This is a genomic window from Methanosphaerula palustris E1-9c (assembly GCF_000021965.1).
Taxonomy (GTDB): domain Archaea; phylum Halobacteriota; class Methanomicrobia; order Methanomicrobiales; family Methanospirillaceae; genus Methanosphaerula; species Methanosphaerula palustris.
In genome coordinates, this window is record NC_011832.1 from 1,152,098 (window position 1) to 1,178,309 (window position 26,212).

Annotated in this window: 27 protein-coding genes; 5 read left to right on the forward strand and 22 right to left on the reverse strand. The window is 48.0% G+C overall.

Translation table 11 applies throughout. The features are described from left to right. Window positions 1-137 precede the first annotated feature (137 nt). The 4 genes from MPAL_RS05575 (at window position 138) to MPAL_RS05590 (ending at window position 1,893) form a co-directional block, all read left to right on the forward strand. Window positions 138-419: a hypothetical protein gene (locus tag MPAL_RS05575; RefSeq protein ID WP_012617783.1), complete on the forward strand. Its 282-nt coding sequence runs from the start codon at window positions 138-140 to the stop codon at window positions 417-419. Window positions 420-433: 14 nt separating this feature from the next. Then, complete coding sequence (locus tag MPAL_RS05580) at window positions 434-826, forward strand: DUF2178 domain-containing protein (protein WP_012617784.1); 393 nt, start codon at window positions 434-436, stop codon at window positions 824-826. After that, the gene (locus MPAL_RS05585) at window positions 823-1,023 is read left to right on the forward strand and encodes a helix-turn-helix transcriptional regulator (RefSeq protein WP_012617785.1); all 201 of its coding nucleotides are present in this window, start codon (window positions 823-825) and stop codon (window positions 1,021-1,023) included. The genes MPAL_RS05580 and MPAL_RS05585 overlap by 4 nt, the downstream gene beginning before the upstream one ends. Before the next feature lie 276 nt (window positions 1,024-1,299). Beyond that, window positions 1,300-1,893 carry an acetate uptake transporter gene (locus MPAL_RS05590; RefSeq protein WP_330217441.1) on the forward strand — a complete coding sequence of 198 codons (594 nt, stop codon included), beginning with the start codon at window positions 1,300-1,302 and terminating at the stop codon, window positions 1,891-1,893. Between the two features lie 209 nt (window positions 1,894-2,102). Here MPAL_RS05590 and MPAL_RS05595 read toward each other — a convergent pair whose 3' ends face one another. The 8 genes from MPAL_RS05595 to MPAL_RS05630 all read right to left on the reverse strand — a co-directional run bounded on the left by MPAL_RS05595 (window position 2,103) and on the right by MPAL_RS05630 (window position 10,182). After that, entirely contained in the window at window positions 2,103-2,915 is an 813-nt protein-coding gene (locus MPAL_RS05595) for a class I SAM-dependent methyltransferase (protein ID WP_012617787.1), read from the reverse strand. Window positions 2,916-3,116: 201 nt separating this feature from the next. Further along, window positions 3,117-3,881 (reverse strand): ABC transporter permease, encoded by a 765-nt coding sequence (locus MPAL_RS05600; protein ID WP_012617788.1) that lies wholly within the window; start codon window positions 3,879-3,881, stop codon window positions 3,117-3,119. Further along, window positions 3,878-4,882 (reverse strand): daunorubicin resistance protein DrrA family ABC transporter ATP-binding protein, encoded by a 1,005-nt coding sequence (locus MPAL_RS05605; RefSeq protein WP_012617789.1) that lies wholly within the window; start codon window positions 4,880-4,882, stop codon window positions 3,878-3,880. Before MPAL_RS05605 ends, MPAL_RS05600 begins: the two co-directional genes overlap by 4 nt. A 102-nt stretch (window positions 4,883-4,984) precedes the next feature. After that, the gene (locus tag MPAL_RS05610) at window positions 4,985-5,569 is read right to left on the reverse strand and encodes a pyruvate kinase alpha/beta domain-containing protein (protein ID WP_012617790.1); all 585 of its coding nucleotides are present in this window, start codon (window positions 5,567-5,569) and stop codon (window positions 4,985-4,987) included. Window positions 5,570-5,725: 156 nt separating this feature from the next. Then, complete coding sequence (locus MPAL_RS05615; protein ID WP_052292200.1) at window positions 5,726-6,529, reverse strand: class I SAM-dependent methyltransferase; 804 nt, start codon at window positions 6,527-6,529, stop codon at window positions 5,726-5,728. A 400-nt stretch (window positions 6,530-6,929) separates the two neighbouring features. Beyond that, the gene (locus MPAL_RS14355) at window positions 6,930-7,739 is read right to left on the reverse strand and encodes a class I SAM-dependent methyltransferase (protein ID WP_012617792.1); all 810 of its coding nucleotides are present in this window, start codon (window positions 7,737-7,739) and stop codon (window positions 6,930-6,932) included. Window positions 7,740-7,891: 152 nt separating this feature from the next. Beyond that, complete coding sequence (locus MPAL_RS05625) at window positions 7,892-9,097, reverse strand: MFS transporter (protein WP_012617793.1); 1,206 nt, start codon at window positions 9,095-9,097, stop codon at window positions 7,892-7,894. A 179-nt stretch (window positions 9,098-9,276) separates the two neighbouring features. Continuing rightward, window positions 9,277-10,182 carry an ABC transporter ATP-binding protein gene (locus MPAL_RS05630; RefSeq protein ID WP_012617794.1) on the reverse strand — a complete coding sequence of 302 codons (906 nt, stop codon included), beginning with the start codon at window positions 10,180-10,182 and terminating at the stop codon, window positions 9,277-9,279. A gap of 306 nt (window positions 10,183-10,488) precedes the next feature. On the opposite strand from MPAL_RS05630, the gene MPAL_RS05635 reads away from it, so the two are divergent. Then, window positions 10,489-11,232 (forward strand): class I SAM-dependent methyltransferase, encoded by a 744-nt coding sequence (locus MPAL_RS05635; protein WP_012617795.1) that lies wholly within the window; start codon window positions 10,489-10,491, stop codon window positions 11,230-11,232. Window positions 11,233-11,523: 291 nt separating this feature from the next. Here MPAL_RS05635 and MPAL_RS05640 read toward each other — a convergent pair whose 3' ends face one another. The 14 genes from MPAL_RS05640 to MPAL_RS05705 form a co-directional block, all read right to left on the reverse strand. Beyond that, window positions 11,524-12,621 carry an ABC transporter substrate-binding protein gene (locus MPAL_RS05640; protein ID WP_012617796.1) on the reverse strand — a complete coding sequence of 366 codons (1,098 nt, stop codon included), beginning with the start codon at window positions 12,619-12,621 and terminating at the stop codon, window positions 11,524-11,526. Window positions 12,622-12,677: 56 nt separating this feature from the next. Continuing rightward, window positions 12,678-14,162 (reverse strand): 2-hydroxyacyl-CoA dehydratase family protein, encoded by a 1,485-nt coding sequence (locus tag MPAL_RS05645; protein ID WP_012617797.1) that lies wholly within the window; start codon window positions 14,160-14,162, stop codon window positions 12,678-12,680. Window positions 14,163-14,638: 476 nt separating this feature from the next. Then, window positions 14,639-15,460: a class I SAM-dependent methyltransferase gene (locus MPAL_RS05650; RefSeq protein WP_012617798.1), complete on the reverse strand. Its 822-nt coding sequence runs from the start codon at window positions 15,458-15,460 to the stop codon at window positions 14,639-14,641. 78 nt (window positions 15,461-15,538) lie between these two features. Then, a complete protein-coding gene (locus MPAL_RS05655) occupies window positions 15,539-17,023 on the reverse strand; it encodes a 2-hydroxyacyl-CoA dehydratase family protein (protein WP_012617799.1) in 1,485 nt (494 codons plus the stop codon). Window positions 17,024-17,629: 606 nt separating this feature from the next. After that, window positions 17,630-17,863, reverse strand: coding sequence for a sulfurtransferase TusA family protein (locus MPAL_RS05660; RefSeq protein WP_012617800.1), 234 nt, complete (start codon window positions 17,861-17,863; stop codon window positions 17,630-17,632). Next, the gene (locus tag MPAL_RS05665; protein WP_012617801.1) at window positions 17,853-18,719 is read right to left on the reverse strand and encodes a 4Fe-4S dicluster domain-containing protein; all 867 of its coding nucleotides are present in this window, start codon (window positions 18,717-18,719) and stop codon (window positions 17,853-17,855) included. Before MPAL_RS05665 ends, MPAL_RS05660 begins: the two co-directional genes overlap by 11 nt. Continuing rightward, on the reverse strand, window positions 18,709-19,098 hold the full coding sequence (locus MPAL_RS05670; protein ID WP_201763863.1) for a M67 family metallopeptidase: 390 nt from the start codon (window positions 19,096-19,098) through the stop codon (window positions 18,709-18,711). The genes MPAL_RS05665 and MPAL_RS05670 overlap by 11 nt, the downstream gene beginning before the upstream one ends. A gap of 17 nt (window positions 19,099-19,115) precedes the next feature. After that, window positions 19,116-19,916, reverse strand: coding sequence for a HesA/MoeB/ThiF family protein (locus MPAL_RS05675; RefSeq protein ID WP_012617803.1), 801 nt, complete (start codon window positions 19,914-19,916; stop codon window positions 19,116-19,118). After that, entirely contained in the window at window positions 19,913-21,148 is a 1,236-nt protein-coding gene (locus MPAL_RS05680; protein ID WP_012617804.1) for an O-acetylhomoserine aminocarboxypropyltransferase/cysteine synthase family protein, read from the reverse strand. Before MPAL_RS05680 ends, MPAL_RS05675 begins: the two co-directional genes overlap by 4 nt. Then, window positions 21,145-21,357, reverse strand: a complete 213-nt coding sequence (gene thiS / locus MPAL_RS05685; RefSeq protein ID WP_012617805.1) for a sulfur carrier protein ThiS — start codon at window positions 21,355-21,357, stop codon at window positions 21,145-21,147. The genes MPAL_RS05680 and thiS overlap by 4 nt, the downstream gene beginning before the upstream one ends. A 221-nt stretch (window positions 21,358-21,578) precedes the next feature. Beyond that, window positions 21,579-22,652: an ABC transporter substrate-binding protein gene (locus MPAL_RS05690; RefSeq protein ID WP_012617806.1), complete on the reverse strand. Its 1,074-nt coding sequence runs from the start codon at window positions 22,650-22,652 to the stop codon at window positions 21,579-21,581. A gap of 29 nt (window positions 22,653-22,681) precedes the next feature. After that, complete coding sequence (locus MPAL_RS05695; protein ID WP_201763864.1) at window positions 22,682-23,491, reverse strand: ABC transporter permease; 810 nt, start codon at window positions 23,489-23,491, stop codon at window positions 22,682-22,684. Window positions 23,492-23,517: 26 nt separating this feature from the next. After that, on the reverse strand, window positions 23,518-25,023 hold the full coding sequence (locus MPAL_RS05700; protein WP_012617808.1) for a 2-hydroxyacyl-CoA dehydratase family protein: 1,506 nt from the start codon (window positions 25,021-25,023) through the stop codon (window positions 23,518-23,520). Next, the gene (locus MPAL_RS05705; protein ID WP_012617809.1) at window positions 25,023-26,204 is read right to left on the reverse strand and encodes a 2-hydroxyacyl-CoA dehydratase subunit D; all 1,182 of its coding nucleotides are present in this window, start codon (window positions 26,202-26,204) and stop codon (window positions 25,023-25,025) included. Before MPAL_RS05705 ends, MPAL_RS05700 begins: the two co-directional genes overlap by 1 nt. Window positions 26,205-26,212 lie beyond the last annotated feature (8 nt).

Sequence of the window (26,212 nt, forward strand, 5' to 3'; positions counted from 1 at the left end):
GATGAAGAATAAATCCCGTTCTCTTTTTCATATGAAAAACTTCAATCTTAAAAAATGGTAAGTTCTAATACCAAAATGTAACTAATTGGTTACATGCACTCTCGCAAAAACAGAACCATAAAAGGGAGCATCCCCTCATGAACGGCATTCCCCCTGCATTCAGGAACGGCCGTTTCATCGTCACGCTCACTGCAGCCCTCTGTCTGATCCTGCTCGCCATCGTCCTGAAGAATGTTCTCCACGTCCCGGCAACCCAGCTCTCGTCCGACATGATCCTGTACATCATCCTCTATACGGGCTTCATCGTCTCGTTCCAGTTCACGGACAATGCGCTGCCCATTTCGTCCACGCAGACAAAGATCTGGACCGCCGTAAGTATCCTGATGACCCTTGGAATCATCGCGGTCTACGCTATCTGAACGGAGAGTCTCTTATGCGGAAAAATCATGCCACCATAGTTGGGATCGTGGTCTTCATCGCCATGTGTGCCGGCATAATGTATGGAGTGCGGTCAGGCAACGCGGCGGTCTCCGTCTTTTCGTTCCTCGCCGGTGCTGTCCTTATTTCCCTGCTGAAGAGAGGTGTCGACTCCGTCATCGAGGACGAGTGGACCAGGCTCGTTGAACAGAAGACCGCAAACCTGACCCTGAACGTCACATCAATCCTCTTCGCGATCATCGGTCTCGTCCTCATCACCATCAGCGGCCCTGGCCAGAACTTCGACCAGGCCGTCTTCGCTATCGCAGGTTTTCTCATCACCCTCGCCATCGTTCATATCGCGACCACCATCTATTACTCTCACACCCTCCGTGGGAACGGGCCATGAAGAACAACCTCAGAATCTTCCGGACGGTCAACAACCTGACACAGGAAAAACTGGCAGAAAAACTCGGGGTCACAAGACACGCCATCATCGCGATCGAGAACGAGCGTTATGACCCTTCTCTCAGTCTCGCCTACCGGATCTCCGACCTGTTCGGTGTGCTGATCGAGGATATTTTTATCCATGAAAAAATGGAGTGATGCTTCCCCTCAAATCCTGCGGAATTAGGGTCTTTCATGTCGGCCCATCTCATCGATCATTCTCAACGAAGCCATAATTCATAACATATATTAATAAGGTGCGTCACCATCACTCCATGATGGTGCTTGCAGGAAGTGAATACATCAACATCTATGATGGATGGTTCATTCTTCGCGATGAAAAAGGTGGATTTTCATGACATGATGAGGAGGAATGAGTATTCCTACCGTGTACATCACTCTGGAAATCCACGCATCTGATCATAAGGGAGGTAGATGATGGGATATCTTGATGATACAAGCAGGAATAATCTATTTATTAATGATAATTCCGCAAATCCGGCACCGCTCGGGCTCTGTGCATTCGGCATGACGACATTGTTGTTGAGTTTTCACAATGTGGGAATAACTGCACTCACCAGCACGATCTTCGCGATGGCTCTCTTATATGGGGGACTGGCGCAGGTCATCGTGGGGACGATGGAATGGAGGAAAAGTAACACGTTCGGCCTTCTGACATTCGGGAGTTTCGGCTTTTTCTGGATCACCTTCGCCACGCTGCTCATACTTCCAACACTGGGTCTGGCAAAAGCTCCTGGACCCATTGAAATGGCCCTCTTTCTAGGGGTATGGGATATTCTGGCAATCGGACTCTTTATCTGTTCACTCAAGATGGATAAGGTGTTGCAGATCACCCTCCTTGCTCTTGTGGTGACGTTTATCCTGCTGATGGCAGCTCAGATCACCGCCAGTAGCACAATTCTCACCCTGGGTGGAGCAGTTGGAATCATAACAGGTGCTCTTGCACTCTACCTGGGCCTTGGCCAGGTCATCAATGAGGTCTATGGGAGAAAAGTGGTTCCAGTCTGAACCATTTTTGGATACCTGTATATTTCAATCTTCAGTCCTGCCCCTGTTTTGTGAGGCCATGGAGGACAGAGTGAGAGAATAGTGGGCATGATTTCTGCTCAGATCCTGATGATCAATCAAACAACAAGGGCGATTGATAGATTGAGTGGATGACTGGTTCTGGAAATTCTCATCCAGGACCAAAAAATCCTCGCTGGAGTATTGATTATTTACTTTTCAGCCACGACAAAGATGGTATTGTACACATTCTCTATTCCCCTGACTGTTGCATGTTTATTCAGTTCGGTCTGGATCTCCTCATGTGCAGATCTCTTCAGGTTCTTTGGGACATTCGACAGAAAGGTTCCGCTGGTACTTGCCTCGACATCTTCAAGACATTTGAGAGGACTTTCAAAGTAACGTGGATCTTTTTCTGTGGTGATATCCAGTATGGAATAGCCGGTAGCATGTAACAGGGAGACCATCTCCAGCACATTGACCGGTTTGCTCGATGCCCTCCCTTGTTGTGCAGACCTCGCATACTTTGGCTGTGTAAGAATCCTATCGGCGATGATCGTAACGGTGTGTGGCTGATCCCTGTTTCCCGTTGTGATCCCCAGAAGCCCTCCGGGTTTGAGGACCCGATAAATCTGGGAGAGGGCATCTTTTTTGTTATCAATCCAGTGGAACACAATATTGAGGTAGACAATATCAAAGCTGTTGTTTTGGAAGTGATACAGGGAATTCGCATCCCCAATTTCCAGAGAAATATTTGATCTGGGTGAGTCCGGAACATTTCTTCTGGCAATCTCTATTCGTTCTTTGGATGGATCGATACCGATGACCTGTCCGGTATCACCAACGATCTTTGCCACACGGGATGTCAGCCGGCCGGTTCCGCATCCGATGTCCAGTACGGTCTGTCCTTTCTTCACGCCCAGGTTTGCAATGAGTGTGAGCCCGTTATTGTACTGACCCTCACTGACCTGGTCGTAGCGTTCAGCGAGTTCGATGGTATCATGGTGTGCTATGCTTTTTATCATGGATTCACCCCTGGTTTTTCTGGACCAGACGGTTCATGGGATTATGGATAGTATCTTGGCATGAAGGTGGATTATCCCATGGAATCCAGCAATACCTGCCCCATTCATTATAAATTGGAAACAGATTTGGTGTCCCGATCCAGGCATCTGCTCTGGGCCCGGAGAACATCTCTGACTTCCACGGTTATTCATTCGGTTGTATTAATTTTTTATGGTGAACCTGTAGGAGGTGAAGACCAGCATGATCACGGTAAAAGCGATCATGATGCAGAGATCCAGCCCCATCGGAAACTGCCCTCCTCTGAGAATCACCTGTCGCATCGCGTCGACCCCATAGGTCATCGGGTCCAGGTCACTGACGATCTGCAACCAGCGAGGTGCGTTGGTCAGCGGAAAGAGGGCCCCGCTCAAAAAAAACGTCGGCATGATGACAAAACTCATGATGGTCTGAAATCCTTCATAACTCTCGATGACAGAGGCAATGGAGAGGCCAAAGCCGTCAAACCCGAGGGAGATGAGCAGCATGAGCGGGAGGACGAGCACGATCTGGAGCGGTGTCAGTGAGATTCCCACGAAGACCGAGAGCAAGAGCAGGATGGTCCCCTGGATCATCGCGTTGGTTCCCCCTCCCAGTGCCTTTCCCATCACAATGGATGTCCAGGAGATAGGTGCTACGAGGATCTCTTTTAAGAATCCGAACTCCCGGTCCCAGATGATCGAGATGCCGGATCGCATGGATGTGAAGAGCAGGGTCATCCCGATGATTCCCGGGAAGATGAAGGCATTGTAACTGGTATTGATGGCTCCGGTCCGCAGGTTGATACCCATCCCCCCGCCGAAGACGATGAGCCAGAGTACCGGTGTTACCATGGTGCTGGCAAACTGGGTTCGCTCCCGGTAGAACTTGGTGAGTTCCCGCAGCCAGATGGTGTAGGTGGCTTTCAGTTGTTTTCGGAGTGTTCTCATCGCCCCCTCCTCTTTTCGTCCCGTGCTTTGCGCTTGTACTTTTTCAGAAAATTATCTCCGTCCTCTTCCCGGATCTCCTTGCTGGTGTGGTACAGGAAGACATCGTTCAAGGACGGTTCCTCGATCACGATCGAATCCACTTCGATTCCGAGGTCTCTGGCAAGGTTCACAATTTTTGGTGCGTTCTCCTGCCCGTTCCTCACACTTATCTGCAGGGAGGAGTCACCTGTGGTGATTCCAAGGACATACGCCTGGCCGGCAAGTCCGTGGGCGAGGGCTTCAGGCTGTGCCGTTCTGACGGTGACCACATCCTCCTCAAGGAGATTCTTGAGTTTTTCCGGTGAATCCCGCACCTTGATCACTCCATGGTCGATGATTGCGATGTCATCGCAGAGCTGATCGGCTTCCTCCATATAGTGTGTCGTCATGACGATGGTCAGGTTCTCCCTCTTTGTCCTGGTCAGGTTCTGAATATAATCCCAGATGTGCTCCCGTGTCTGGGGGTCGAGACCGACGGTCGGTTCATCGAGGAAGAGAACCTCCGGGTGGTGCAGGAGTCCGCGTGCCATCTCGAGCCGGCGGATCATCCCCCCCGAATAGGTCCGGACAAGGGAATCGGCCCGGTCTTCCAGTTCGAGGAGTTGAAGCACTTCATCGATCCGATCCTCGATGGTCTCATTCGGGACATCGTAGAGCATGGCGTGGAAACGCAAATTTTCCCGGCCAGTGAGTCGGTCGTCGACACTGATACTCTGAAATACGATCCCGATGCTCTGGCGAACCATTTCGGATTCCCTGATGATATCGTATCCATTGACACGGGCCGATCCCGATGTCGGACTGGCGACCGTACAGAGCATGGGCAGGAGTGTGCTCTTCCCGGCACCGTTTGGACCGAGCAGGCCGAAGATCTGCCCTTTCTGTATTCTTATATTCAGACCGTCGACTGCGGTCAGGTCGCCGAATTTCTTGGTAAGATTTTCTGTTTCAACAGCATACATAGTATCATCTCCTTATCTCAAACCAAAATGACATTCTCTTCAATGTCATTCAAAAAAGAATCCAGGATTTGGGGAGATTTCCTGGAATCTGGTGATATGCTGTCAATCCTTGGTGAAAGGTTTTGCAAGGATCTCGAGGACGTGGAAATCGAAGAAATTGTTTGTATGTGCCGGCAGAACGACAAGTGCCGTATCGGCGCCTCTGCCGGTCGCCCCGGTTCCACCGACCACGATGGTCTTTTCCAGGGTGATGGCACCGCTATCCAGGGCCATGATACCAATCTCGACTCCCACTTTCGTCCCCGGGGAGAAGAGCGTCTTTAACGATTCGGCCAGAATCTCACTGTGAGAGATTCCAGAAAACCTCTCGGTGAAACTCTTCTCAAGTCCTGAGAGGGCATGAGTATGACGAATCACGCGGCCACCCAGCCTCTTGATCTTCTTCTCATTCGCAGGATCGAATTCCCAGACCCCCGGCGTCTTCGAACCTGGCTTTGTGGAAATGATCACCAGGTTGGTCTTTTTCCCCAACGCCTGAGCGAACGTCACTCCGGTTGCACCGCTTGTGCTGGCAACAACGACATTTTTGATATCTCCCTCTTTCAGTCTCTCGTCGACGATGGCGAGGACCGCTTCGGTGTTCCCGCTCCCGCTGTGTTCAAAATATGTTATTGATTTTGTAGCCATTTCCAAAACCTCTTTTAATTTTTTGGTACCTACTCTTGAAATGTAGAACCGTAGAATCAAAAGAGATGAGTCAATCAGCAAGTACTGCCGGCTTTATTAAAAAAACGTAGTATCTGGGCTGGCACACCTGTCGATCGTTCCTGAGAAGAGTATCTGTTAGCCGGGCTTTTCTGCGATGATCAGAACCCTGCTCCGTTTCATGAAAATACCGGTACTGGTCTGAAGTTCTGACAATTTCTTTGTAATTTCTAACCTGACCTGATCGCGGTGTTCTTCTGGCACCTCCGAGAGATAATTTCCAAAATGGCTCGATTCTGCAGCGTCGATTATCGCCTGCGCAGAATCATAGCGTTCTGGATTTTTGATATATTTCACCTTCTGTATCCAGAATCCCGTATACCTAAGCAACGATTCAAGTTCTGCCGGCGTGATTCCATCATCATCTTGGGAATGAACGCCGTACTTTCCCAGTACCTCATGGGTGATGGTCCTCAGGATACTGGGAGAAGTCTGATCCGGATCTGACAGACCGATCTTTCCCCCAGGTTTTAGAATCCGGCGGACCTGGGTCAGTGCTGATTCCTGTCCCTTGTGGTCTTTGATATGATGGAATGCAGAATTCAGGTACACTGCATCAAAACTGTTATCTGGAAAATTTCCGAGACTCAGGTCACTACCCACACGGAATGATAACTGAGGAAACAATCTTGATTTTTCCAACGCGAGTTTGATCCGGTGATCTGAAGGATCCAGCCCGACGACAAATCCGGTCTTACCGGTAATTTCAGCGACATGTCTCGCGAGACGGCCGGTCCCGCATCCGAGATCGAGGACACGATCCCCATTATTGATCCTCAGTTCTGTTATGAGGTGGATACCGTTTTCATACTGGGCATCACTGGTCTGATCATAGTGCTCTGCCAGGTCCTGGGTATCAGATGGTGCGATGCTTTTGGTCATGATAATACTACATTCCTCCATTGATCATCCTTACATCTCCATACTCTCTGTTTCCTTCAGGTATCAGACCATACAAATCAGCAAGATTTGCCCAGACTATGCAGGATTGCCGGTCGGGTCTGTGGAGATGTTTTTTCCTGCAATGAAATAATAGAGGGACATGATACAGAAGATGGGGATGGATATTAAGAATATATTTTGAATTTGAAATGCATCCTTTTATTATCTCATCGTCGACCTGTCCGAGAACCGCGTCCGCATCGACTTTGATTGCGACTTTTTTAACATTGGTGATCGTCGACCCCAGATTTGAACATGCACCTCTCATGATTGCTGCTGATACACCCCTGCCTCTGGTGATACTTCGTTGGTCCTCACATCCTTCTGGAAAAATGTTAAATTAATTATTTGCTTTCTTCTGGGCAATAACAAAGATCCTGCCGAGGGTATGCTCCACACCCTTTTCGGTCTTATAGTGAACCAGTTTTTCTGCAATATCGGACTTTATCAGTTCTCGCTGATCTTCTGGAATTTCCGATAAGTATGTTCCAAAGTTACTTGCTTCAGAGAACTCGAGTGCGTCCTGAGGAGTAGGATAATACCGGGTCTTCGTTACCTTGTCTAATTTCACTATATCCAGTCCGGATGAGATAAGTAACGAACTCAGGCTCTTCGGGGATATCAGTTTCTCTTGTTTATAGTGTAACCCGTGCGACTCCACCACTTCTTTTGTGATGTCTCTGAGAAGGCCGGGAACATCTTTATTGGGGTCTGATATTCCCAGTTTTCCGCCCGGTTTTAGAATTCTATGAATGTATACAAGGGCTGCAGCTTTCGCCGCGACGTTTGGGATGTGATGGAATACAGAATTGATGTACACAATATCAAAACTGTTGTCTGCAAAATTGTGCAGATCCTTATCACTTCCGAGTTGAAATGTTACATTGGGAAATGGGGTAACCTTCTGTTGTGCAATCTTTATGCGATATTCCGATGGTTCAAGGCCGACGATCTCGACCGAGTCCCCGAATGTATTGATGATGTGCTCAATCAGTCGACCGGTCCCACATCCAACGTCGAGAATCCGATCCCCTTTCTTTATTCCCAGTTCCTGTATGAGTTGGACTCCATTATCGAACTGACTGTCACTGATCTGATCGTATCGTTCAGCCAGAACTGGAGTATCAAACTTGGTAATACTTTCTGTCATGTGGTTCAACAAATCCTCTACGTTGTTCAGTAGATTTCTCTTCTAAAAGGTGTGTTATGATAAGGTATTACCCTTAAGAAATCAGCAACTCTCACCGCTAATTTTCCAAAAGTGGAATTCATCTGACCAAACACTCTTCGCTCTAGGGACGATTAATTTTTTAGATGAATAGTTCTGGAAATATTTCCAGCAATATTCTGTTTCCTGCCGATAAACAGATAGAAGCATGCCATGGTCACGAATAGGGGAATAAATCCCAAAAAAATATTCTGCACTCCAAACGTGTCTCCGATAAACCCGCCGTAAACAGGTCCGAATATTGCGCCAATGCTTGTCCCGATGGCAAATATTCCAGCTATTTTTCCGCGTTCTCCTTCGATACTCCCCACATTGGTGAAGGTAAGAAGTGTCATGAGCCCGGAGAAACTGCCCATAATCACCGCCGCAGCGGCTAGTATAATGATATTGGAGTTAGTTCCAAAGAGAAGCAGGCTGATTATGATCATAATGTAACTGATGAAATACAGATTATTATGGTTCTCATACAACAATCGGCCACAGAAGATCACTACAAGTATCTGGGCAATTCCACGTAATGCAATTAGTATTGCTGCAATGCTGGGAGATAACTCGAAATTTACAACAATTAACACGGTTACAAATGTGGAGAATGTCATAAAACAGGCTGAGTTCATGCACTCAGTCAAGGTCGCGGACACCAGCAGTTTATTCTTTAGGAGGTTGCGGTAATATCGAAGTGATTCCCAGAGATGGAGTTTAGGACCTGTATCCGATGATTTTTCCCCATTTGTTGAAAGGTAAAGGACAACAAGAGGGACCAGCAGAAAAGCACTTGCCAGAACGAAGTATCCTGGATACGTCAGGAAAATTATCGCAAACCCCCCGATGAGAGGGCCGATAAATTGAGCTCCTGCAGTCATCGCCCCCTTAAACCAGCCACCTTTCCGTATACCGATAGCATTCATGTTACTAAAAAAGGAGGCATTGAGAGAGGTTGTTCTCAGCGAACGCGAGATACCATAAAAGATCATAAGCCCCAGGAGCATCGTAGGTGATTGTGCAAAGGACATCACAAGAATCATGAATGATCCAAAGAGACAGGCAACCGTGTACATCTTTTTGGTGCCGAAATAGTCAATGAGAAATCCGGCAGGCAGGACGATGAGGATATCTCCTACCCCCATCATACCCTTAATAAGTCCGATTTCTGCTGTTGTTGCATCAAGGCTTAAGGAGAACAGGGGGAGGATAAAATTTACCATACCCACCGCGATTCCTGAACCAATATTCATTGCCATGAATCGGGCAATGAGTTCATTTTCTTTGAGGAATCGCATCAAAAAATGTTATTTTGAATGGGATAAAGCGATATAGAATTGAGCAAGTATTGCCACTTCGGTTCGAAATACTTGATAAATGGGCACCGAATTCTTGGTGCCCCTCTTCTCATCTCTCTATAACTCTACCGGGTATACCGGTACATCCTTTTATTCAATGGTAGACTGAACCGGATCAGTTAAGCCTTAATTTTCTTCAATGCACCTGCGTTGGGACTGGTAAGCGATGGTGCCGATGCTCTCTCGCTGCATGCTGTAACTGGGCAGGCCCTGCACAACTCCTGGGCTTTATCAACCTCATCTTTTAAAGTCGCCCAGAGGATGTGACGAACCCTGACATATTCCTCTGTGCTCTGGACATCCTCCTCCAGTCGCTGCTTGTGGGAGATGGGTATCTCGACGATTTCTTTTATCTTTCCTGGCCGGGCGGTCATGACTGCTACCCGGTCTGCGAGGAAGACAGCCTCATCAATACTATGGGTAATGAAAATCACGGTCTTTTTTGTTTCATCTTTGATCCTGAGAAGATCCCGCTGCAGGATCTCCCGGGTCTGTGCATCAAGTGCAGCGAACGGTTCATCCATCAGAAGAACATCTGGATTCAGAGCCAATGCCCGTGCAATGGCAACACGCTGCTTCATTCCTCCGCTGAGTTCATAGGGATAACGGTTCTCAAATCCGGTTAGTCCGACAAGGGAGAGGTAATCTTTTGAAATAGCATGCCTCTTATCCTTTTCGATTTTTTGTGCTTCGAGACCGACCTCCACGTTCTCCTGGGCGGTTCTCCAGGGGAAGAGGGCATATTGCTGGAATACAATACCCCTATCGAGCCCCGGGCCCTTTACCTGCTTACCGTCAATGAAGATTTCGCCTTTGTCAGGTTGGGACAATCCGCCAACCATATCGAGAAATGTGGACTTCCCACATCCACTGGGGCCAATGATCACAAGGAACTCTCCGGTTTGTACATGCAAATTAATCTGTTCTAGGGCGATCAATTCACTACTGACTTCGGGATCTTCTGAGTTTCCATTACCGCGTATTTTGTATGATTTTCCGATATTCACAGCTCGTATTTCAGTCATATTCAACGTTCCGCTATTCCGTAGATGTAAGTATCGCGATTATGGTATTATATTGTCCGGAAATCAGCAATTTTTGACCCGATATTGTTGATTTCAATCGATTAACGGCAAACTATTAAGTCGGTACCTGTATAATAAACACAATTTTAACCATTTTCTAAGATTTTACTGTATCATGCAGGGCGAACTCGTCATTGGTATCGTTTTGGATACAGTACTCATTTGAGATAACTGCGGTAATTGTTGCTGATTTCTCCTGGAGGATATAGTGTCAAAACAACAGTATCCCTGTCTGGTGGTGATGATATGTTTCCAACATTATCCAAAATAAAGGAAGATTCAGGAAATTCTGAAAGCGGGAACGCAGTTACTCATGGTACGAAGAGTGAGTATTGGGGTACTATATCTGCCCTGAAAGGAGATGATTTTGTTTTTCCAAGTCCGGTGAATCTGCCGAAATGGCTGGAAAGCGCTGCGGACTGGCTGGGAGACGCCTCGTCTATTTTGGAAATCGGTCCTGGAAAAGCAGACCTTGCTTATAATGTAATCTCGGGGAAACGAAAGACCGGTCATTATTTTATCGCAGATCTCTCAGAGGGGATCCTGGAACATGCAAGGAACCGGCTTGATTCCGTCTCCTCCTCTATTGAAGTCACCTACATCCATGATGATCTGAATCTGCCGGAGGCCTTGCAGGAGATATCTGCAGGGTCCATCGATAAAGTTGTACTCATCAATGTCCTTGGATATCTTGATCCTGATGTTGCATTTCAAAATATTTCTCGGGTATTACGCCCAGGGGGATTCGTCAGATTGACGCATGGAGATCATAAATTTTTTACCCTTTACTCCAAGGAGCAACTTGTAGATATTCTGAACCGGAACGGATTCGCTCTGGAACAATTCAACTCGGTAATTATTCCATTAGAGTTCATTGAGAAGGTTCGCTCGATTCAGGGCGATGTCTGGAGTTTATCCCAACAGGAACTGGATCTGCTTCACAGGCACGGTGGCCGCCCGACTGTGGATCTCATTGCAAGAAAGAGTTAATTCGGTGGGAATAACTGGATATTTTTCCAACAACGACACACACATCTTTTTGATTCATCTTTCGGCTCTGTTGAAATTCCTTAACCTATTCTCATATGTTGCCCTTATTGATGTAAAGACCGAATCATAAGGGTTTAAATGAGAGATTCAACAATGTCCTCTTTCATTATTTTTTTAATATTATGATGTTTCGTTTGACCTGATCTGAATCCATCATTGGGGGAGGATCTGGTAAAAATCAAAAAAAGGGATTGTGGTTAAAAAGAGATTATTAATCATCACCTGAATGATCTACTTCTGGTAATATGGATTGAATTCATTTGTATAGACATCAGATGGTTTGATCTGTCCCTCCTTGAGAAGCCCTTCTTTAACCATGACATCTACCCAGAACTGGACATCCTGGTCATTAATAGTGGGGGGACTTCGAATTGCCCAGCCATTATGGAGTGCCGCCAGTTTCGTATTGCCGTTGTTCTTTTCAAGGTATTCTGCGAGAAGAACCTTTGACTGATCCCGGTTTTGTTTGTCCCATTCAATTGCCCGTGTTGTAGCATTGACAAACTTTCGTACAATATCCGGGTGCTCTTCGATGAAATCTGTGGACATGAATGTTGCAGATTTTACCTGATCGCCGGTTACTTCTGCATCTGTAAAGAGGGCACGAACCCCCCCATCTGATTCCGCTTTCTTCAGGTAATTTCCATTTGGTGCAATAACATCAACTTGACCCTGTCGTAAAACCTGTTCTTCATTTTCGATAGGGAGAACTACCAACTGGACATCAGATGGGGTCAGATTATGCTGATAGAGATATGCCCGGGTAACGAAATCTGCCTGAGCTCCCAGGGTGTTAACACCGATGGTCTTTCCCTTGAGATCACTTGCTGTTTTAATGGAACTCGTATTCAGAACGAGCCATTTGTAATCCGGTTCAGTTAAACTGGTTCCTATAGAGGGTACAACGACCTTGATTTTGGTTCCCTTTGCAATAGCATTTACAATCGCTGAGAACGCTGACCCCCCGACATCATTGCTTCCTGATGCAACAGTCATGATATTCTGGGGTCCTCCTGTCGAAGTGCCTGTCCGTTCGATGATGATACCGTTATCCCGGTAATATCCCAACTGGTCAGCCAGATCGATCACGGCAAGTGAAGACGAGAGCGGTGTTCGTAGGGTAAAAAAGTCCCCACTCTGATTTGTTGAAGTATTTCCGACGGTCTTGACATTGGACGAGTTTGTCGTCTGCGTACCACTGTTTCCTTGTATCTGGGTCGTTTTGGTATGGGGGGAACCCACTGTCCCGGTCAGGATTAGTCCGATGACGATACCTATAACAGCAATCGCAACAATTGCGGTGATTATAATTTTTAGTTTCTTTTTCATAGTATAATCTCCTTAAAAATTGGTTTTATTCTGGATCCCGTCAACAATGATCAATTTTATCCTGATATCATCTCAATAAAGGCTCCGAGTCGGGTCTTTGACTGTTCCTCTCCCAATAAACTGGGGCCTCCTCCAGCAGTTCCCGTATCCATGACCGGGATACCTGCTTCATCCCGCACAATATCACAGATCATCCTCGCAACAGAAGACTGGAAGTTGCACCCCCAGGTATGGGTAAAGATCAACCCATCAGCCCGAGATTTTTTCACCTGTTCAATGGTCCATGCTGCCCGTTCCTCGGTGGGAAGTTCCATTGGGAATGAGAGGATAGCCCTGGCGAGATTCCGATAAGGATTGTTTCCCCCTTCATCCACCAATGTGCTGATCTCACTCCACTGGTCATCTTTTCCAACGACAACGCCGTCAACACGGTCGATATGTCCAGGGTCGGCGCTTTCCGTCGCGGCCGGCCCGCAGATATAAATCCGTACCGGGTCATCTGCCACGCCGACACCTTTCACCCCGTTCCGAACCCGCTCCTGTAGTTCGGCGCATGCATCTTTCAGGACCGAATACGCTCCATTCGGATCGCCGCTGAACTCATTTCCGATTCTGAACAATCCGGCCGATGTATTTGATGTACCGACGAAATCCGAACTGTTGGTTGGAGGTACGGGGGCGTTCCACCAGAGGTGAACAATATTCTGAGTGAGTTTTCTGACCTTGTTCTCATACCGGATCTCCTCGGCAAGCACCTGATCGTTCACCTCTTTTCCTGACAATTCACTGACTTTTGCCGTCAGGTTCCGGAGCATTGTCTCAAGATAGTCAATTGCCCAGTCTTTTTCATTCTGTTGATCGATGGGATAATCGATCAGCATCAGGGGAATGTTCTCCTTAAAGTACGGTCCACGGGAAGCAGGGTTCAGATATGCTTCGACATTTTTACGATTCCGGTAGGATTCGACGAGGTACTGTTTGTCTGAACAGCGCAGACAGAGGTACGGTGCGACGAGATCGACGGGAACGATACCCCGCTGTGCAGTGACGTGAGCACCCACAATCGGGCACGATTCTGTGGAGATCAGTTTATTTCCAAACTCCAGTTTCTCCTTCCGGCTATTCCCCAGCTCATTGACTGTCTGTCCTTCAGTGAGATCATTTGCGAAACGTGAGATCAGGCCTGGACGCAGGGGGATTCCGCCGGCGGTGTAGTAAGGTTCAAAGGTCTGGCCACCCTGTGTGAAGATGATTGGTACCCCATTCTCGTGAGCGTTCAGAAGCCGGTCCTTGAGAGAGAGCCGAAGATATCTGCTCTTTATTCCGGTCAAAAATCCGATATCAGCAGATATTTGATCCCGAAAGTATGGATTGACCTCGTAGGCGTACGGGTACCTCCGGGGAGCATCCACGGTCATGAAATGCCAGATCTCTTCCGGGGTGACCGTTTTAGAGTACCGGAACTCGATATCACTGGTTTGCAGGAATCTTTCTTTCAGTGATTCGGGGTACTGGAACAGTTTGATAGCACTCTGCGTCATTATGGTAACCTCACTTCCTTTCCATCGAGGAATGGAATGTCCGAATTCAGACTCTTGGTATCAGTGACGAACGTACTACACAATGTTGTCATCATGACGACTATCATATGACTTAATTATTCTTGGACTGCCTTATTATCCTGAAGATATCAGTAATTATTGATGTATTTCGTCGACAACCTACAGATATCAGACAAACGTTACCTGTATGATTCGTTTTCTGTTCCCAATTCTCCAATCCCTGCTTAAAAAAGACAAAAAATCCAATATTCCGGCAGTAATTTCGGAAATGCGTGGATCCATCTGAATCATCTATTCCAGATCCTATTTTCAAAGAATTGATTTTATCCCGGCAGGATATATTATCGCGTTAAAATTATTCTTCATTCCCGACGAGTGTCTGATACGCTTATGGGAGACACTCCCAGTCTCTTAAAAAAGGTGATTGATGCATCAAAACAGAGAGATTTTACTCCTCAATTACGTTCATCTGGTTTTGACGCAATTGCAAACAGCGTTACATTTCCAAACTCGATAGAGGTCTGGTTATGGTGAGTTTCGAGTTCTCTGGTAATCTCCTGTCGGATCTCTTCTCTGATCTCTTTGGGGACCTTTTTCAACAGGAGCCCTGACCGATCCTTCTCTTCCAGATACTTCAGAAACTCCTCTGGGGAACCATACCGCCGTGGTGTGTTCCTCGGCTCGACAGAGATACCTGTAAAACCAGCGTCTGAAAAGAGATCATGAAGTTCTGGAGCCGTGACCCTTTTGATCCCTCTCTGCAGTTCATCCCCCCTTTCGATGTTGTATTTTGAAAACAGGGGATCTATCAGTGACCGTATCGTGTCTGGACTGTCTCTCTCTAGTGTCGTCATCCCCACCCGGCCCCCAGGCACGAGCACCCGGTATATCTCCTTGAGAGCAGATCTCTTGTCATCAACCCAGTGGAATGAGGAACAGAAATAGGCACGATTGATGGAATTGTCCGGTACCTCACCTAGATCCTCGGCCTGGCCCACCAGAAAGCGAACATTTTTTGTGGGTTCTCCAGCAAATTTTTTTCGAGCAAGTTCTATCCTTTGCGTGGATGGATCGATACCCGTCAGCCGGCCGGATGGTCCGATGATCTCCGAGACATTCAGGGCCTGCACCCCGGTCCCGCAGCCGACATCCAGCACGGAATCCCCCTTCTGGATCTTCAGAATCTCCATCAATGCTTTGCCTTTCCGAAACTGATGATCGCAGTTTTTGTCGTACCGGTCGGCACTCTCCGGGGATTCCCAGTCAATTTCGCTCATATTCATACACCTTTAATAATTTTTTATAAATTTGAGAAGGACCGTGTGATATCTCAAATAGGTCCATTATTTCAGTAATCATCCTGATATCATCTCGATAAATGCCGCGACCCGGGTCTTAGACTGCTCCTCCCCGAGTCCTGAGGAGTTTCCACTGTTATTTCCTGTATCCATGACTGGAACACCTACTTCATCCCTGATGATGTCGCAGATCATACGGGCAACGGACGACTGGAAGTTGCATCCCCAGGTGTGTGTGAAGATCACGCCGTCAGCCCGGGATTGTTTCACCTGCTGGATTGCCCATTCAGCCCGTTGTTCTGTCGGTAACTCGATCGGGAACGAGAGAATTGCTTTTGCAAGGTTCTGGTACGGATTGTTTCCGCCTTCATCGACCAGCGTGCAGATCTCGCTCCACTGGTCATCTTTTCCTACGACCACGCCTCCCTGTTTGTCAATATATCCCGGGTCCAGTGTCTCGGTGGCCGCAGGGCCGAGGATATAGATCCGAACTGGATCATCAGATACTCCTGTACCTTTCACACCTGTCCGGACCCGTTCCTGCAGTTCGGTATAGGCATCTTTCAGGACCGAGTAGGCTCCATTCGGATCCCCGCTGAACTCATTTCCGATCCTGAACAAGCCGGCAGAAGTACTTGACGTCCCGGCGAAATCCGAACTGTTGGTCGGGGGAACCGGCGCACTCCACCAGAGATGGACGATATCCTGGGTGAGTTTTCTGATCTTGTTCTCAAACCGGATCTCTTCGGCAAGGTCCTTATCCGTAACCTCCTTTCCGCCAAGTTCGGTGATCTTCGCGGTCAGATTCCTGAGCATTGTCTCAAGATAATCGGTTGCCCATTCCTTCTCGTTCTGGTTATCTATCGGGTAATCGATCAGCATCAGGGGAATATCCTTTTTGAAGTAGGGTCCACGTGACGCGGGGTCATCGTATGATTCGACATTTTTTATGTTCCGGTATGACTCCACCAGGTACTGTTTATCGGAACAGCGCAGGCAGAGGTACGGTGCGATAAGATCGACTGGGACAAGCCCTCTCTGGACTGTGACGTGCGATCCGACAATACCGCAGGATTCCGTATGGATCAATTTATGTCCGAACTCAAGTTTTTCCTTCTTATTGTTTCCCAACTGATTCAGGGTCTGCCCTTCAACAAGATCGTCAGCAAACCGGGAGATCAGGCCGGGTCGCATGGGAATACCGCCTGCGGCATAGTACGGTTCGAATGTCTGCCCTCCCTGTGTGAAGATGATCGGTACTCCATTATTGTGGGCCCCTAAGAACCGATCCTTCTGGGAAAGTCGCAGATACCTACACTTAATCCCAGTCAGAAAATTGACATCCGCAGATATCTGGTCCATAAAATAGGGGTTGACCTCGTAGGCGTACGGGTACCTCCGGGGAGCATCCACAGTCATGAAATGCCAGATCTCTTCCGGGGTGACCGTTTTTGAATACCGAAACTTGATATCACTGGTCTTTAAGAATTTCTCTTTCAGTGATTCAGGATACTGAAATGATTTTATAGCACTCTGCGGCATTATGTGGGCCTCCCTTCATGGTGGTTCGAGTTTTCGGGTGTACCCAGAGAATAAAGACCCTGTTCCGGGATGTTTAAATGTCGATTCTCGGTTACAATGATGTAGGTATTCCATGATGTTGCCATCATGGTGAATCTCCGCTCATATCTATTAGATATTCATTGAATGCCATATCAGTCTGGAGAAATCAGTAATTATTGACGTATTTCATCGATTATCCGCAGAAAACTGACAAACATTACCGATGTCTATCCAATAGTGCTCTATCGAATGAAATCTCCCTTCTACGCTTGGTTTGCGAGAAATTTTTTGTCATGTGATCTGCCTCCGAATCCAAAATCCCCTCGCATCATGTTTGTTCGCCGGAACAATAACGTAGTCCTGACCATATCAAGACAATGATAAGGTTCTAACTACTCGGATTATTGAGTTTCAGATGAAACCGGTATGTCCATCGGCACAAGGACGACCCGTTGAGAACTGGTGTGGGAAGCAATCGGTATGGTTTAGCGAGCATCATAAATTTCGATGGAGATCATATGGGGGGCCCTTGGGGAAAAATTGAGATAAAAGTTTGGGTAGACCTCTGGAAAATTCTTCCGGCCCTCATCCTTTCTCGATAATAACGATGAATGTCTCCCCCTGGGGAGACACCTTGACGATCGTGTGCCCTTCATCTTTCAAACTCCGAGGTACATTGAGTATGGCATCTCCTTCGTCAAGAATTACCTCCAATTGGTCGCCCGGTTCCAGTTCCTCAAGGGCAAGTTTTGTTTTTACAAAATTGATGGGGCAGATGACCCCATGCAGATCCAGTCTCTTCTTTATCTCATTTCCCATGTAATATCTCCGCTTTCACAGTCTCAAGACCGATCCGATCGATCATGTGCCCGAACCGCTCCTTTTTCCGGCCATTCTCCCGGTAATAGGTGACGGCACGTTTGATGAGTTCATAGAGCCGCTCCTTGGACTCGATCACACCATCAAGCCGGCTTGCCAGACGGGGGATTTTTCCCATGGTCCCCCCGATCCAGAGAATATATCCCTTCTGGACAGCCACCCAGGACCCGGTTGGACAACTGGCGGTACAGATGCTGCAGTTAATACATTTATCCAGATCCAGGCTATAGGAGGAACCCTCTCGTGAGATTGCCCCGGTGGGGCAGATATTCACACACAGTCCGCAATCATTGCACCCGAATTCCAGCCATCCAGGTATGATTCCTCCCATCACTCCGATATCATTCTCTGTCGCCTTTGCACAGTTGTGGGGACAACCCGTTACTGCCATCTTGAACTTATGCGGGGTCTCCTCCCGGAAATAGGTTGTATCCAGGTAGCCAGAGATCTCCTTCGTATCAATAATCCCCCATCGGCATGTGAGAGTGCCGGGACAGGCGGTGATAACCCTGATACGGGGGCCGCATGCTCCCATTGTCACGCCAACTGCTTCGAGTTCGCTCTTCGCTTTTTCGAGATCGGCACCATGTACAAAGTGTATCTCAATTCCCTGTCTGGTGGACAGGTGGATCTGTCCCTTGCCGAAGGTATCTGCAATTTCTGCAATACCTCGTATCTGTTGCGTGGTGAAATCACCACCTACGGAGTGAAGTCGCAGGGCAAAAAATTCCTTCTGTTTCTGCTGGATCATGCCTGTCTTTTTCAGAGCTGCCAGATCAATAATCTCATTGGTCATTGGTATTTTCCCCGATTGTCAATGGTTCTTCAACAACCTCTCCTTTCCGGATATAAAATCCACGTACGGTTCTTGTGTCATTCATGAGTGAAATAATAATATACACGATCGTCGGGTCATATGCCAACCGGACGTCTTCTGGTGATGGTCGTGCAGGCGAAGCCGGATGGCTGTGATACATCCCGATGATGCTGAGTCCCTCCTGCCGTGCCGCTTTCAGGGTGGCAAACTGTTCCTGCGGGTCGAACGAGAAGTGATCCTCTTTTCCATCGATGTTGGTCAGTGGGAAATGACGGGTGATCTGCCCATCCGTACCTGCGAGATACCCACAGGCCTCGATCGGGGCTTCATACTCTGCTTGGGTAAACAGAGATTCCATGATATCTGGTTGAAGGATCATTTCCGCAACTCACAAACCTTTTGTTCATAATCGATGAGTGAGGTGATGGTCGGATGTTCTCCACACACCGGGCATTTTGGATTCTTTTTAATCTTGATCTCCCGGAAATTCATCGGAAGCGCTTCGAATACAAGAAGTCGGTTTGTCAGGAGGTCTCCTATCCCGAGGAGGTATTTGATCGCCTCCATCGCCTGGAGGGTTCCGATGACTCCGGCCATACTCCCGATAACCCCGGACTCGCTGCAACTGGGAACCGTCCCCACTGGCGGTGGGGTGTTGAAGATGCAGCGGTAGCAAGCACTCTTATCAGGGATCACCGTTGTCGTCTGGCCGTTGAACCGCAATATTCCAGCATGGGAAAATGGTTTCCCCAGAAGGATGCAGGCATCGTTGATCAGGAACTTTGCTGGGAAATTGTCTGTACCATCAATGATAAAATCATAGTCGGTAATGATCTCCCGTATGTTCGATGAGGAAACCATCTCCTTATGGATCTGAACCGTTACGTCCGGATTGAGTTGAGTAATCTTATCTCGGGCAGAATCTGCCTTGTAGGTACCTACATCCGCAGTAAAGTGTATGACCTGCCGCTGGAGGTTGCTCAGGTCGACCCGGTCGCCATCGACAATACCAATCGTTCCCACTCCGGCTGCTGCAAGATAGAGAGCGGCTGGAGAACCCAATCCACCGGCACCGATAATTAGAACCTTTGACTGAAGAAGACGTTCCTGACCTTTTCCTCCAACCTCTTTTAAAATTATATTTCTGCTGTATCGTTCTATCTGTTCATCTTTCATGATTCACCAAGTGCCTGCCGAATATCGGCGATGATGTCATCCGCATCTTCGATCCCGATGGAGAGTCTGATGAGCGTATCATCTATGCCAAGCGTCTTCTGTTCATCGGTATTTAATCCTGCAAAAATCGTCGACGCAGGATGCAATGCAAGGGTCTTGTTGTCCCCCAGATTCGATGCCCGTTTGATGAGGGAGAGTTTATCGAGGAACCGGAAGCAGGCTGTTCTGTCCGAGAGTCCGAATGCCAGAATTCCTCCGCACTTTCCGTTCAACTGTTTCTTGGCCAGTTCCTGAGATTGAGATGAAGGGAGACCTGGATAGAATACCGTTGTAACAACGTTCTGTGCCTCTAGAAATTCAGCTACAGCCTGTGCATTCTTGCATATCTGTTCCATACGGAGGGCAAGCGTTTCTAATCCCAGACTCTGGAGGTATGCATCATAGGGGGAGAGGCAACTTCCCGTCTCCTGGTACACCTCTTTTCTCAGCCGTGCCAGAAAGGCCATCTCTTTATACCGATGATATTTCTTCAGGGCAGGGACAAAAGACCAGTCAAAATTTCCCAGGTCGACGATCGCTCCTCCCATACTGGTAGCACCGCCTGAGATGTACTTCGTTGTCGAATGAATGACGATATTTACTCCGAAACGCCGTGCCGGGAAGAGGTACGGGGTCGTTGCTGTACTATCGGCAACCACCACGACATGATGCCGGCTGGCGATCTCTGAGATCCTCTCAAAGTCGGGAATCGTGGTGCAGGGATTGGAGATCGTCTCCAGAAACAAAACCCGGGTATTCTCATCGATCGCTGCATCCAGGCCGTCGAGATCCGTTATTGACACGAATTTTACATTTATACCGAGAGGTTGGAACACATTAATAAAGAGAGAATAGGTTCCTCCAAAGAGGGATGAGGCGGCTACGAGCGTGTCCCCTTCGGTAAGCAGGTTGAGCAACGTGTTTGAGATGGCTGCCATGCCTGATGACACCGCGACGGTTCCTAATCCATCCTCCAATGCGGTAATTTTTCGCTCGAATGCCGAAACCGTCGGGTTCGCTATGCGCGAATAAGCAAATGCAGCTTTTCGACCTGCAAAAGTATCTGCCATTGTTTCAGCAGTCTCGAAGTCGTGGGCTACCCCTGCATAGATCGGAAACTGAAGGGCATGGTTGGGATCTTTTCCTGTAAGGGGTCCATGAACTGCCCGAGTTGTGAATCCGGGGTGTTTCATTGAGATGATCCGCCTCCGATGAAATAGAGAAATTCCACGGTATCATTCTCTTTGACGGTGACATTCGTAAAGTCGTTTCTGCTGATTATGGTTCCATTCAGTTCCACTGAGACCATATCCGGCGATTCGACATTTTTTGTAACAAGAAGATCCTGGATGGTCAGTTCACCTGCAATCTCTTCTTGATTTCCATTGATGGTAAGTAACATGGTAACTCTTCAGTAAGCATCAAATTCATGTTCATAATCCATGCCCTATTGAAAGAGGAGATCAAATTCTTAAAACTCCTCGATGGGTATTGGAGGATTCACTGGAATTCAATCCAGGTTTTGCTGGAACTACGTCGTATTAAAAATGGTCCTGATCCCCTCACCGGGGATACAAAGACAATTGATTTTTAACACTGGTGCTCCTTTGAAATCAACTCCCTCTAGGCGTATGGGTTGAATTCATTGGTGTAGATGTCAGAGGGTTTGAGCTGTCCCGTCTTCAGAGTCCCTTCTTTTACCATCACGTCTATCCAGAACTGAACGTCAGAATCTGTAATAATCGGGGGAGTCCGTATTGACCAGCCACTGAAGTATGAGGCTAGGGTTGAATTACCACTATTCTCACTGAGGAACTTTGCTAAGAGGACCCGGGATTGGTCTCTGTTCTGTTTGTCCCATTCGATGGCTTTCGTGGTCGCATTCACAAATTTCTTTGCGATGTCCGGGTGTTTCTCAATGAAATCAGTCGACATGAATGTCCCGGTTTTAACCTGATCCCCGGTCACTTGAGCATCGGTAAAGAGTGTTCTGACTCCACCGTCTGCTTCTGCTTTCTTCCAGAAATTCCCATTTGGTGCAATAACGTCAACCTGTCCCTGTTTTAATGCCTGTTCCATGTTTTCATAGGGGAGCACGACCAGTTGAACATCTGCAGGAGTCAGGTTGTTTTGATACAGATAGGCTCGGGTGACGTAATCTGCCTGAGCTCCGAGCGTGTTAACCGCGATGGTCTTTCCTTTGAGATCGCTGGCGGTTTTAATGGAACTTGTGTTCAGTGCATACCATTTGTAATCCGGATTGTCGACGGATGTACCTATCGAAGGAACGACAACTTTGATCTTTGTTCCTTTCGCAATAGCGTTCACTATCGCTGAGAACGCCGACAATCCGACATCGTTACTGCCGGATGCCACGGTCATGATATTCTCCGGTCCTCCGTTCGTCGTTCCAGTATATTCAATGGCGATACCGTTCTCTTTGTAATATCCGAGTTCATCTGCCAGATTAATGACGCTTACTGACGACATTGATGGAGCTCGTAGTTTGAACAATCCCGTGTCTGAAGTGTTTGATGCGGTCGATGGAGAGCTTCCTGATGCTTGGTTCGTTCCGGATACTGTCTGGGTCTTTGTCGTACTTACCGTTTTATTTCCGGTCAGGGATATTCCTAAAGCGATACCGATAACCGCAATTACGAAAATTGCGATGATGACATACTGTATTTTTTTTTCCATTTTAATCCTCATGAATAATTTTTTTTGGTTCAATCCTTTCTGTTCCCGTTGATCTCTTCCTTCCAGCGAGTGGCTCTCTTCTCAAACCAGACCAGCAGATAATTGGATGCCAATCCCAGAATGACCAGACAGATGATTGCAGCATACATCTTTTCAATCTCGAAATTGTACTGGGAGTTTGTCACAAGAAACCCGAGACCAGATTTTGCGCCCATCATCTCGGCAGCCACCAGTACGAGAATTGCTGAAGTAGCTCCCAGTCTCATTCCAGAAGCTATCTGAGGTACTGCCGAAGGGAAGATGACCTTCTTGAAGATCTCAAGATCCGAAGTAACGCCAACGGACCGTGCTGCTTTGACAAGCAAAGGATCGACACTTTCCACTCCACTGATGGTGTTAATCAGGACCTTCCAGAGCGCTGCATAGAATATGATCGCCACTTTCGATACTTCTCCTATACCCAGAAAGAGAATCAGAACAGGATACAATGCCAGTGTGGGAATGTTCCTGAGTGTTTCGATCAGCGGGTTCAACAATCGAAAGAATTTGGGGTACCATCCCAGCGCCAACCCTAAGGGGATGGCGATCAGGACCGCTAACCCAAACCCGAGTATTGATCGTTCAAGGCTGATGAAGAGGTGGGTGAATATTTCCCCCGACAAAGTCATCCCTATCAGGGTTGTTAAAACCACTGAAAAGGGGGGCAAAAATGCCGCGTTGATTATTCCCGCCCTCGGGAGAATTTCCCACAGGCCGATGACAATTAACAGGGCGATTCCACTACTGAGTAGTCTTCCAATTTTTGCCAGGTCAATCTTATGGTTCGCCTGCCCTGACACTTTTGAGTATAGGGTACCGAAATTAATCATCCATTTACCATCTCGATAAAGGCTCCGAGCCGAGTCTTTGACTGTTCCTCCCCTTGTGCATTGAAACCGCCTGCTGTTCCCATATCCATAACTGGGATTCCAGCTTCATCCCGAACAATATCGCAGATCATACGTGCCACAGAGGACTGGAAGTTGCAGCCCCAGGTGTGGGTGAAGATCAGCCCGTCTGCCCGGGACTGTTTGACCTGTTCGATGGTCCATTGCGCCCGCTCTTCTGTGGGGAGTTCCATCGGGAACGAGAGGATTGCCTTTGCTAGGTTCCTGTAGGGATTGTTTCCTCCTTCGTCCACCAGCGTGCAGATCTCACTCCACTGGTCGTCTTTTCCAACGACAACCCCGCCGATACTGTCGATAAACCCGGGATCTGTTGTCTCTGTCGCAGCCGGACCGCAGATGTACAGCCGGACTGGATCGTCAGAGACCCCGACGCCTTTCACACCAGTCCTGACCCTCTCTGCAATTTCCGTATATGCATCCTTCAGGACAGAGTATGCACCGTTCGGGTCACCGCTGAATTCGTTCCCAATCCTGAATACGCCGGCCGATGTATTTGATGTCCCGGCAAAATCCGAACTGTTGGTCGGAGGTGCCGGGGCTTTCCACCAGAGGTGTACGAGATCCTGGGTAATTTTCCTGACCTTGTTCTCGTAATGGATCTCTTCAGCAAGGACCTTGTCGGTAACCTCTTTTCCGGACAGTTCACTGACTTTTGCCGTCAGGTTCCTGAGCATCGTCTCGAGGTAATCCGTCGCCCATTCCTTATCATTCTGGTTATCGATGGGATAATCTATCAGCATGAGCGGAATTTTATCCTTGTAGAAGGGTCCGCGGGACGCAGGGTTCTTGTAAGACTCAACGTTCTTGGTGTTTCTGTACGATTCAACCAGGTACTGTTTGTCAGAGCAGCGCAGGCAGAGGTACGGAGCGATCAGGTCGACCGGAATGAGACCTCTCTGGGCGCTGATATGTGGACCGACAATCGGGCAGGATTCTGTAGTTAACAGTTTGTTCCCGAACTCCAATTTCTCCTTATGATCCTGGGAGGTCTGGAGCAGTGTCTGCCCTTCGGTCATATCATCTGCGAACCGGGCGATAAGACCTGGTCGCAGGGGGATGCCGCCTGCGGCATAATACGGTTCAAAGGTCTGGCCGCCCTGGGTGAAGATGATGGGAACGCCATTATTATGGGCCTCTAAGAACCGATCCTTCTGGGAGAGCCGCAGGTATCTGCATTTAATCCCGGTCAGGAAACCGATATCTGCGGATATCTGGTCCATGAACCATGGATTGATCTCGTACGCGTATGGATATCTCCGGGGAGCATCCACGGTCATGAAGTGCCAGATCTCTTCAGGAGTGACCGTTTTTGAATATCGGAATTCTATGTCACTGGTTTTGAGGAACCTCTCCTTCAGGTATTCTGGATATTGGAACAATTTATTAGCGCTCTTATGGGCACCCTGTGCTACACTTTCTGTCATTAATCGAACCTCCGGCTCCGTTCATCCCGTATCATTTCAAGGAACGCCTCAACCCGCGTACGGACTCCTTCAATATCAGATCCAGCGTATTCGGTGTGAAGTTCCATGAAGGGAATTTTCAGGAATGTCTTTGTTTCGTTTCCCTTGAACGTGAATGCGTCACAGAACCTGAGCGTATGATAGATCATGCCATCCGGTTGGAACTGCTCCACGAGATTTGAGAGGTTCGCAAGACGCCGATCCGTTTCCAGTTCCTTGAGGTAGGGCAAGGATGCGCAGGGCACTTTGTCGAGATAGGCATCTGCAATACCCTGAGTTGTTGCATCCTTCACATCAATGTCGAGGTAGGGTCGAAGACCGAAGCAGAGATCGTCTGCAACAATCCTGCCGCCCATCTCTTCGATCAGGTTGATGATCTTGTTATCGCCAGGGGGAATTGGACTTCCAGAGATGATGATGCGGGGTCTGTCGTCAGGTTTTGGATCTGCCTGTAATTCCTTGAACTTCAGGTCGATTTCAGCAAGGAGCTGGTCGAGATAGGTGAGATACTGATCCCTGTCGAGATAATATCCTGCCTGGATGACATCAGAAACCTCACGCCAGGTGATAGGAGAATTTTCCTTGGCCTGGATGGTATAGATCTCCCCGATCTTTTGCCTGATCGACTTAAAGAGTTCTATGGACTGTGTGAGTCTCTCTGGATCCAGGTTCTTCCCTGCGAGTTTCTCCAGTTTCTCGGCAAACCACCTGACTTCATTTCTGAAATAGGTCCTCCCTTCATCAGTGTAGAAGTTCCTTGGAACCCCCAGGACGATCGTGTCTGTCTTGGCGTAGTACTTGAGCAACTCTGCTGCCCGGAACATCTGCATGCATGATGTGGATATCGCAACGACGTCAGAGTTGTTGACATAGGGGTTTTCCTTTTCAAGGAACATTCCCAATGTCTCCCGTACGAACACACAGTTCTGGGTGGAGATATAATGGCCACCGAGTTCGACAAGTCGCTCATTTCCTCCAATACCAAGCCGGACTGGAATGAGATCGAGAGCATGAACAATCTCTTCAGGGATATAGCAACAGAGATACCCCACGACCTTCGACCCATTTTTTCGTGCCTCTGCCAGTTCTGCCGGGCGTCTATTTACGGCATCCTGGATAGCCGTTATGGTTTCAAGCGTCATTTGTCTCT

What these genes read in the sequence shown, in the direction of transcription:
- MPAL_RS05575 (WP_012617783.1), top strand. Translation starts at nt 138, where the DNA reads ATGAACGGCATTCCCCCTGCATTCAGGAACGGCCGTTTCATCGTCACG.
- MPAL_RS05580 (WP_012617784.1), top strand. Translation starts at nt 434, where the DNA reads ATGCGGAAAAATCATGCCACCATAGTTGGGATCGTGGTCTTCATCGCC.
- MPAL_RS05585 (WP_012617785.1), top strand. Translation starts at nt 823, where the DNA reads ATGAAGAACAACCTCAGAATCTTCCGGACGGTCAACAACCTGACACAG.
- MPAL_RS05590 (WP_330217441.1), top strand. Translation starts at nt 1,300, where the DNA reads ATGATGGGATATCTTGATGATACAAGCAGGAATAATCTATTTATTAAT.
- MPAL_RS05595 (WP_012617787.1), bottom strand. Translation starts at nt 2,915, where the DNA reads ATGATAAAAAGCATAGCACACCATGATACCATCGAACTCGCTGAACGC.
- MPAL_RS05600 (WP_012617788.1), bottom strand. Translation starts at nt 3,881, where the DNA reads ATGAGAACACTCCGAAAACAACTGAAAGCCACCTACACCATCTGGCTG.
- MPAL_RS05605 (WP_012617789.1), bottom strand. Translation starts at nt 4,882, where the DNA reads ATGTATGCTGTTGAAACAGAAAATCTTACCAAGAAATTCGGCGACCTG.
- MPAL_RS05610 (WP_012617790.1), bottom strand. Translation starts at nt 5,569, where the DNA reads ATGGCTACAAAATCAATAACATATTTTGAACACAGCGGGAGCGGGAAC.
- MPAL_RS05615 (WP_052292200.1), bottom strand. Translation starts at nt 6,529, where the DNA reads ATGACCAAAAGCATCGCACCATCTGATACCCAGGACCTGGCAGAGCAC.
- MPAL_RS14355 (WP_012617792.1), bottom strand. Translation starts at nt 7,739, where the DNA reads ATGACAGAAAGTATTACCAAGTTTGATACTCCAGTTCTGGCTGAACGA.
- MPAL_RS05625 (WP_012617793.1), bottom strand. Translation starts at nt 9,097, where the DNA reads ATGCGATTCCTCAAAGAAAATGAACTCATTGCCCGATTCATGGCAATG.
- MPAL_RS05630 (WP_012617794.1), bottom strand. Translation starts at nt 10,182, where the DNA reads ATGACTGAAATACGAGCTGTGAATATCGGAAAATCATACAAAATACGC.
- MPAL_RS05635 (WP_012617795.1), top strand. Translation starts at nt 10,489, where the DNA reads ATGTTTCCAACATTATCCAAAATAAAGGAAGATTCAGGAAATTCTGAA.
- MPAL_RS05640 (WP_012617796.1), bottom strand. Translation starts at nt 12,621, where the DNA reads ATGAAAAAGAAACTAAAAATTATAATCACCGCAATTGTTGCGATTGCT.
- MPAL_RS05645 (WP_012617797.1), bottom strand. Translation starts at nt 14,162, where the DNA reads ATGACGCAGAGTGCTATCAAACTGTTCCAGTACCCCGAATCACTGAAA.
- MPAL_RS05650 (WP_012617798.1), bottom strand. Translation starts at nt 15,460, where the DNA reads ATGAGCGAAATTGACTGGGAATCCCCGGAGAGTGCCGACCGGTACGAC.
- MPAL_RS05655 (WP_012617799.1), bottom strand. Translation starts at nt 17,023, where the DNA reads ATGCCGCAGAGTGCTATAAAATCATTTCAGTATCCTGAATCACTGAAA.
- MPAL_RS05660 (WP_012617800.1), bottom strand. Translation starts at nt 17,863, where the DNA reads ATGGGAAATGAGATAAAGAAGAGACTGGATCTGCATGGGGTCATCTGC.
- MPAL_RS05665 (WP_012617801.1), bottom strand. Translation starts at nt 18,719, where the DNA reads ATGACCAATGAGATTATTGATCTGGCAGCTCTGAAAAAGACAGGCATG.
- MPAL_RS05670 (WP_201763863.1), bottom strand. Translation starts at nt 19,098, where the DNA reads ATGGAATCTCTGTTTACCCAAGCAGAGTATGAAGCCCCGATCGAGGCC.
- MPAL_RS05675 (WP_012617803.1), bottom strand. Translation starts at nt 19,916, where the DNA reads ATGAAAGATGAACAGATAGAACGATACAGCAGAAATATAATTTTAAAA.
- MPAL_RS05680 (WP_012617804.1), bottom strand. Translation starts at nt 21,148, where the DNA reads ATGAAACACCCCGGATTCACAACTCGGGCAGTTCATGGACCCCTTACA.
- thiS (WP_012617805.1), bottom strand. Translation starts at nt 21,357, where the DNA reads ATGTTACTTACCATCAATGGAAATCAAGAAGAGATTGCAGGTGAACTG.
- MPAL_RS05690 (WP_012617806.1), bottom strand. Translation starts at nt 22,652, where the DNA reads ATGGAAAAAAAAATACAGTATGTCATCATCGCAATTTTCGTAATTGCG.
- MPAL_RS05700 (WP_012617808.1), bottom strand. Translation starts at nt 25,023, where the DNA reads ATGACAGAAAGTGTAGCACAGGGTGCCCATAAGAGCGCTAATAAATTG.
- MPAL_RS05705 (WP_012617809.1), bottom strand. Translation starts at nt 26,204, where the DNA reads ATGACGCTTGAAACCATAACGGCTATCCAGGATGCCGTAAATAGACGC.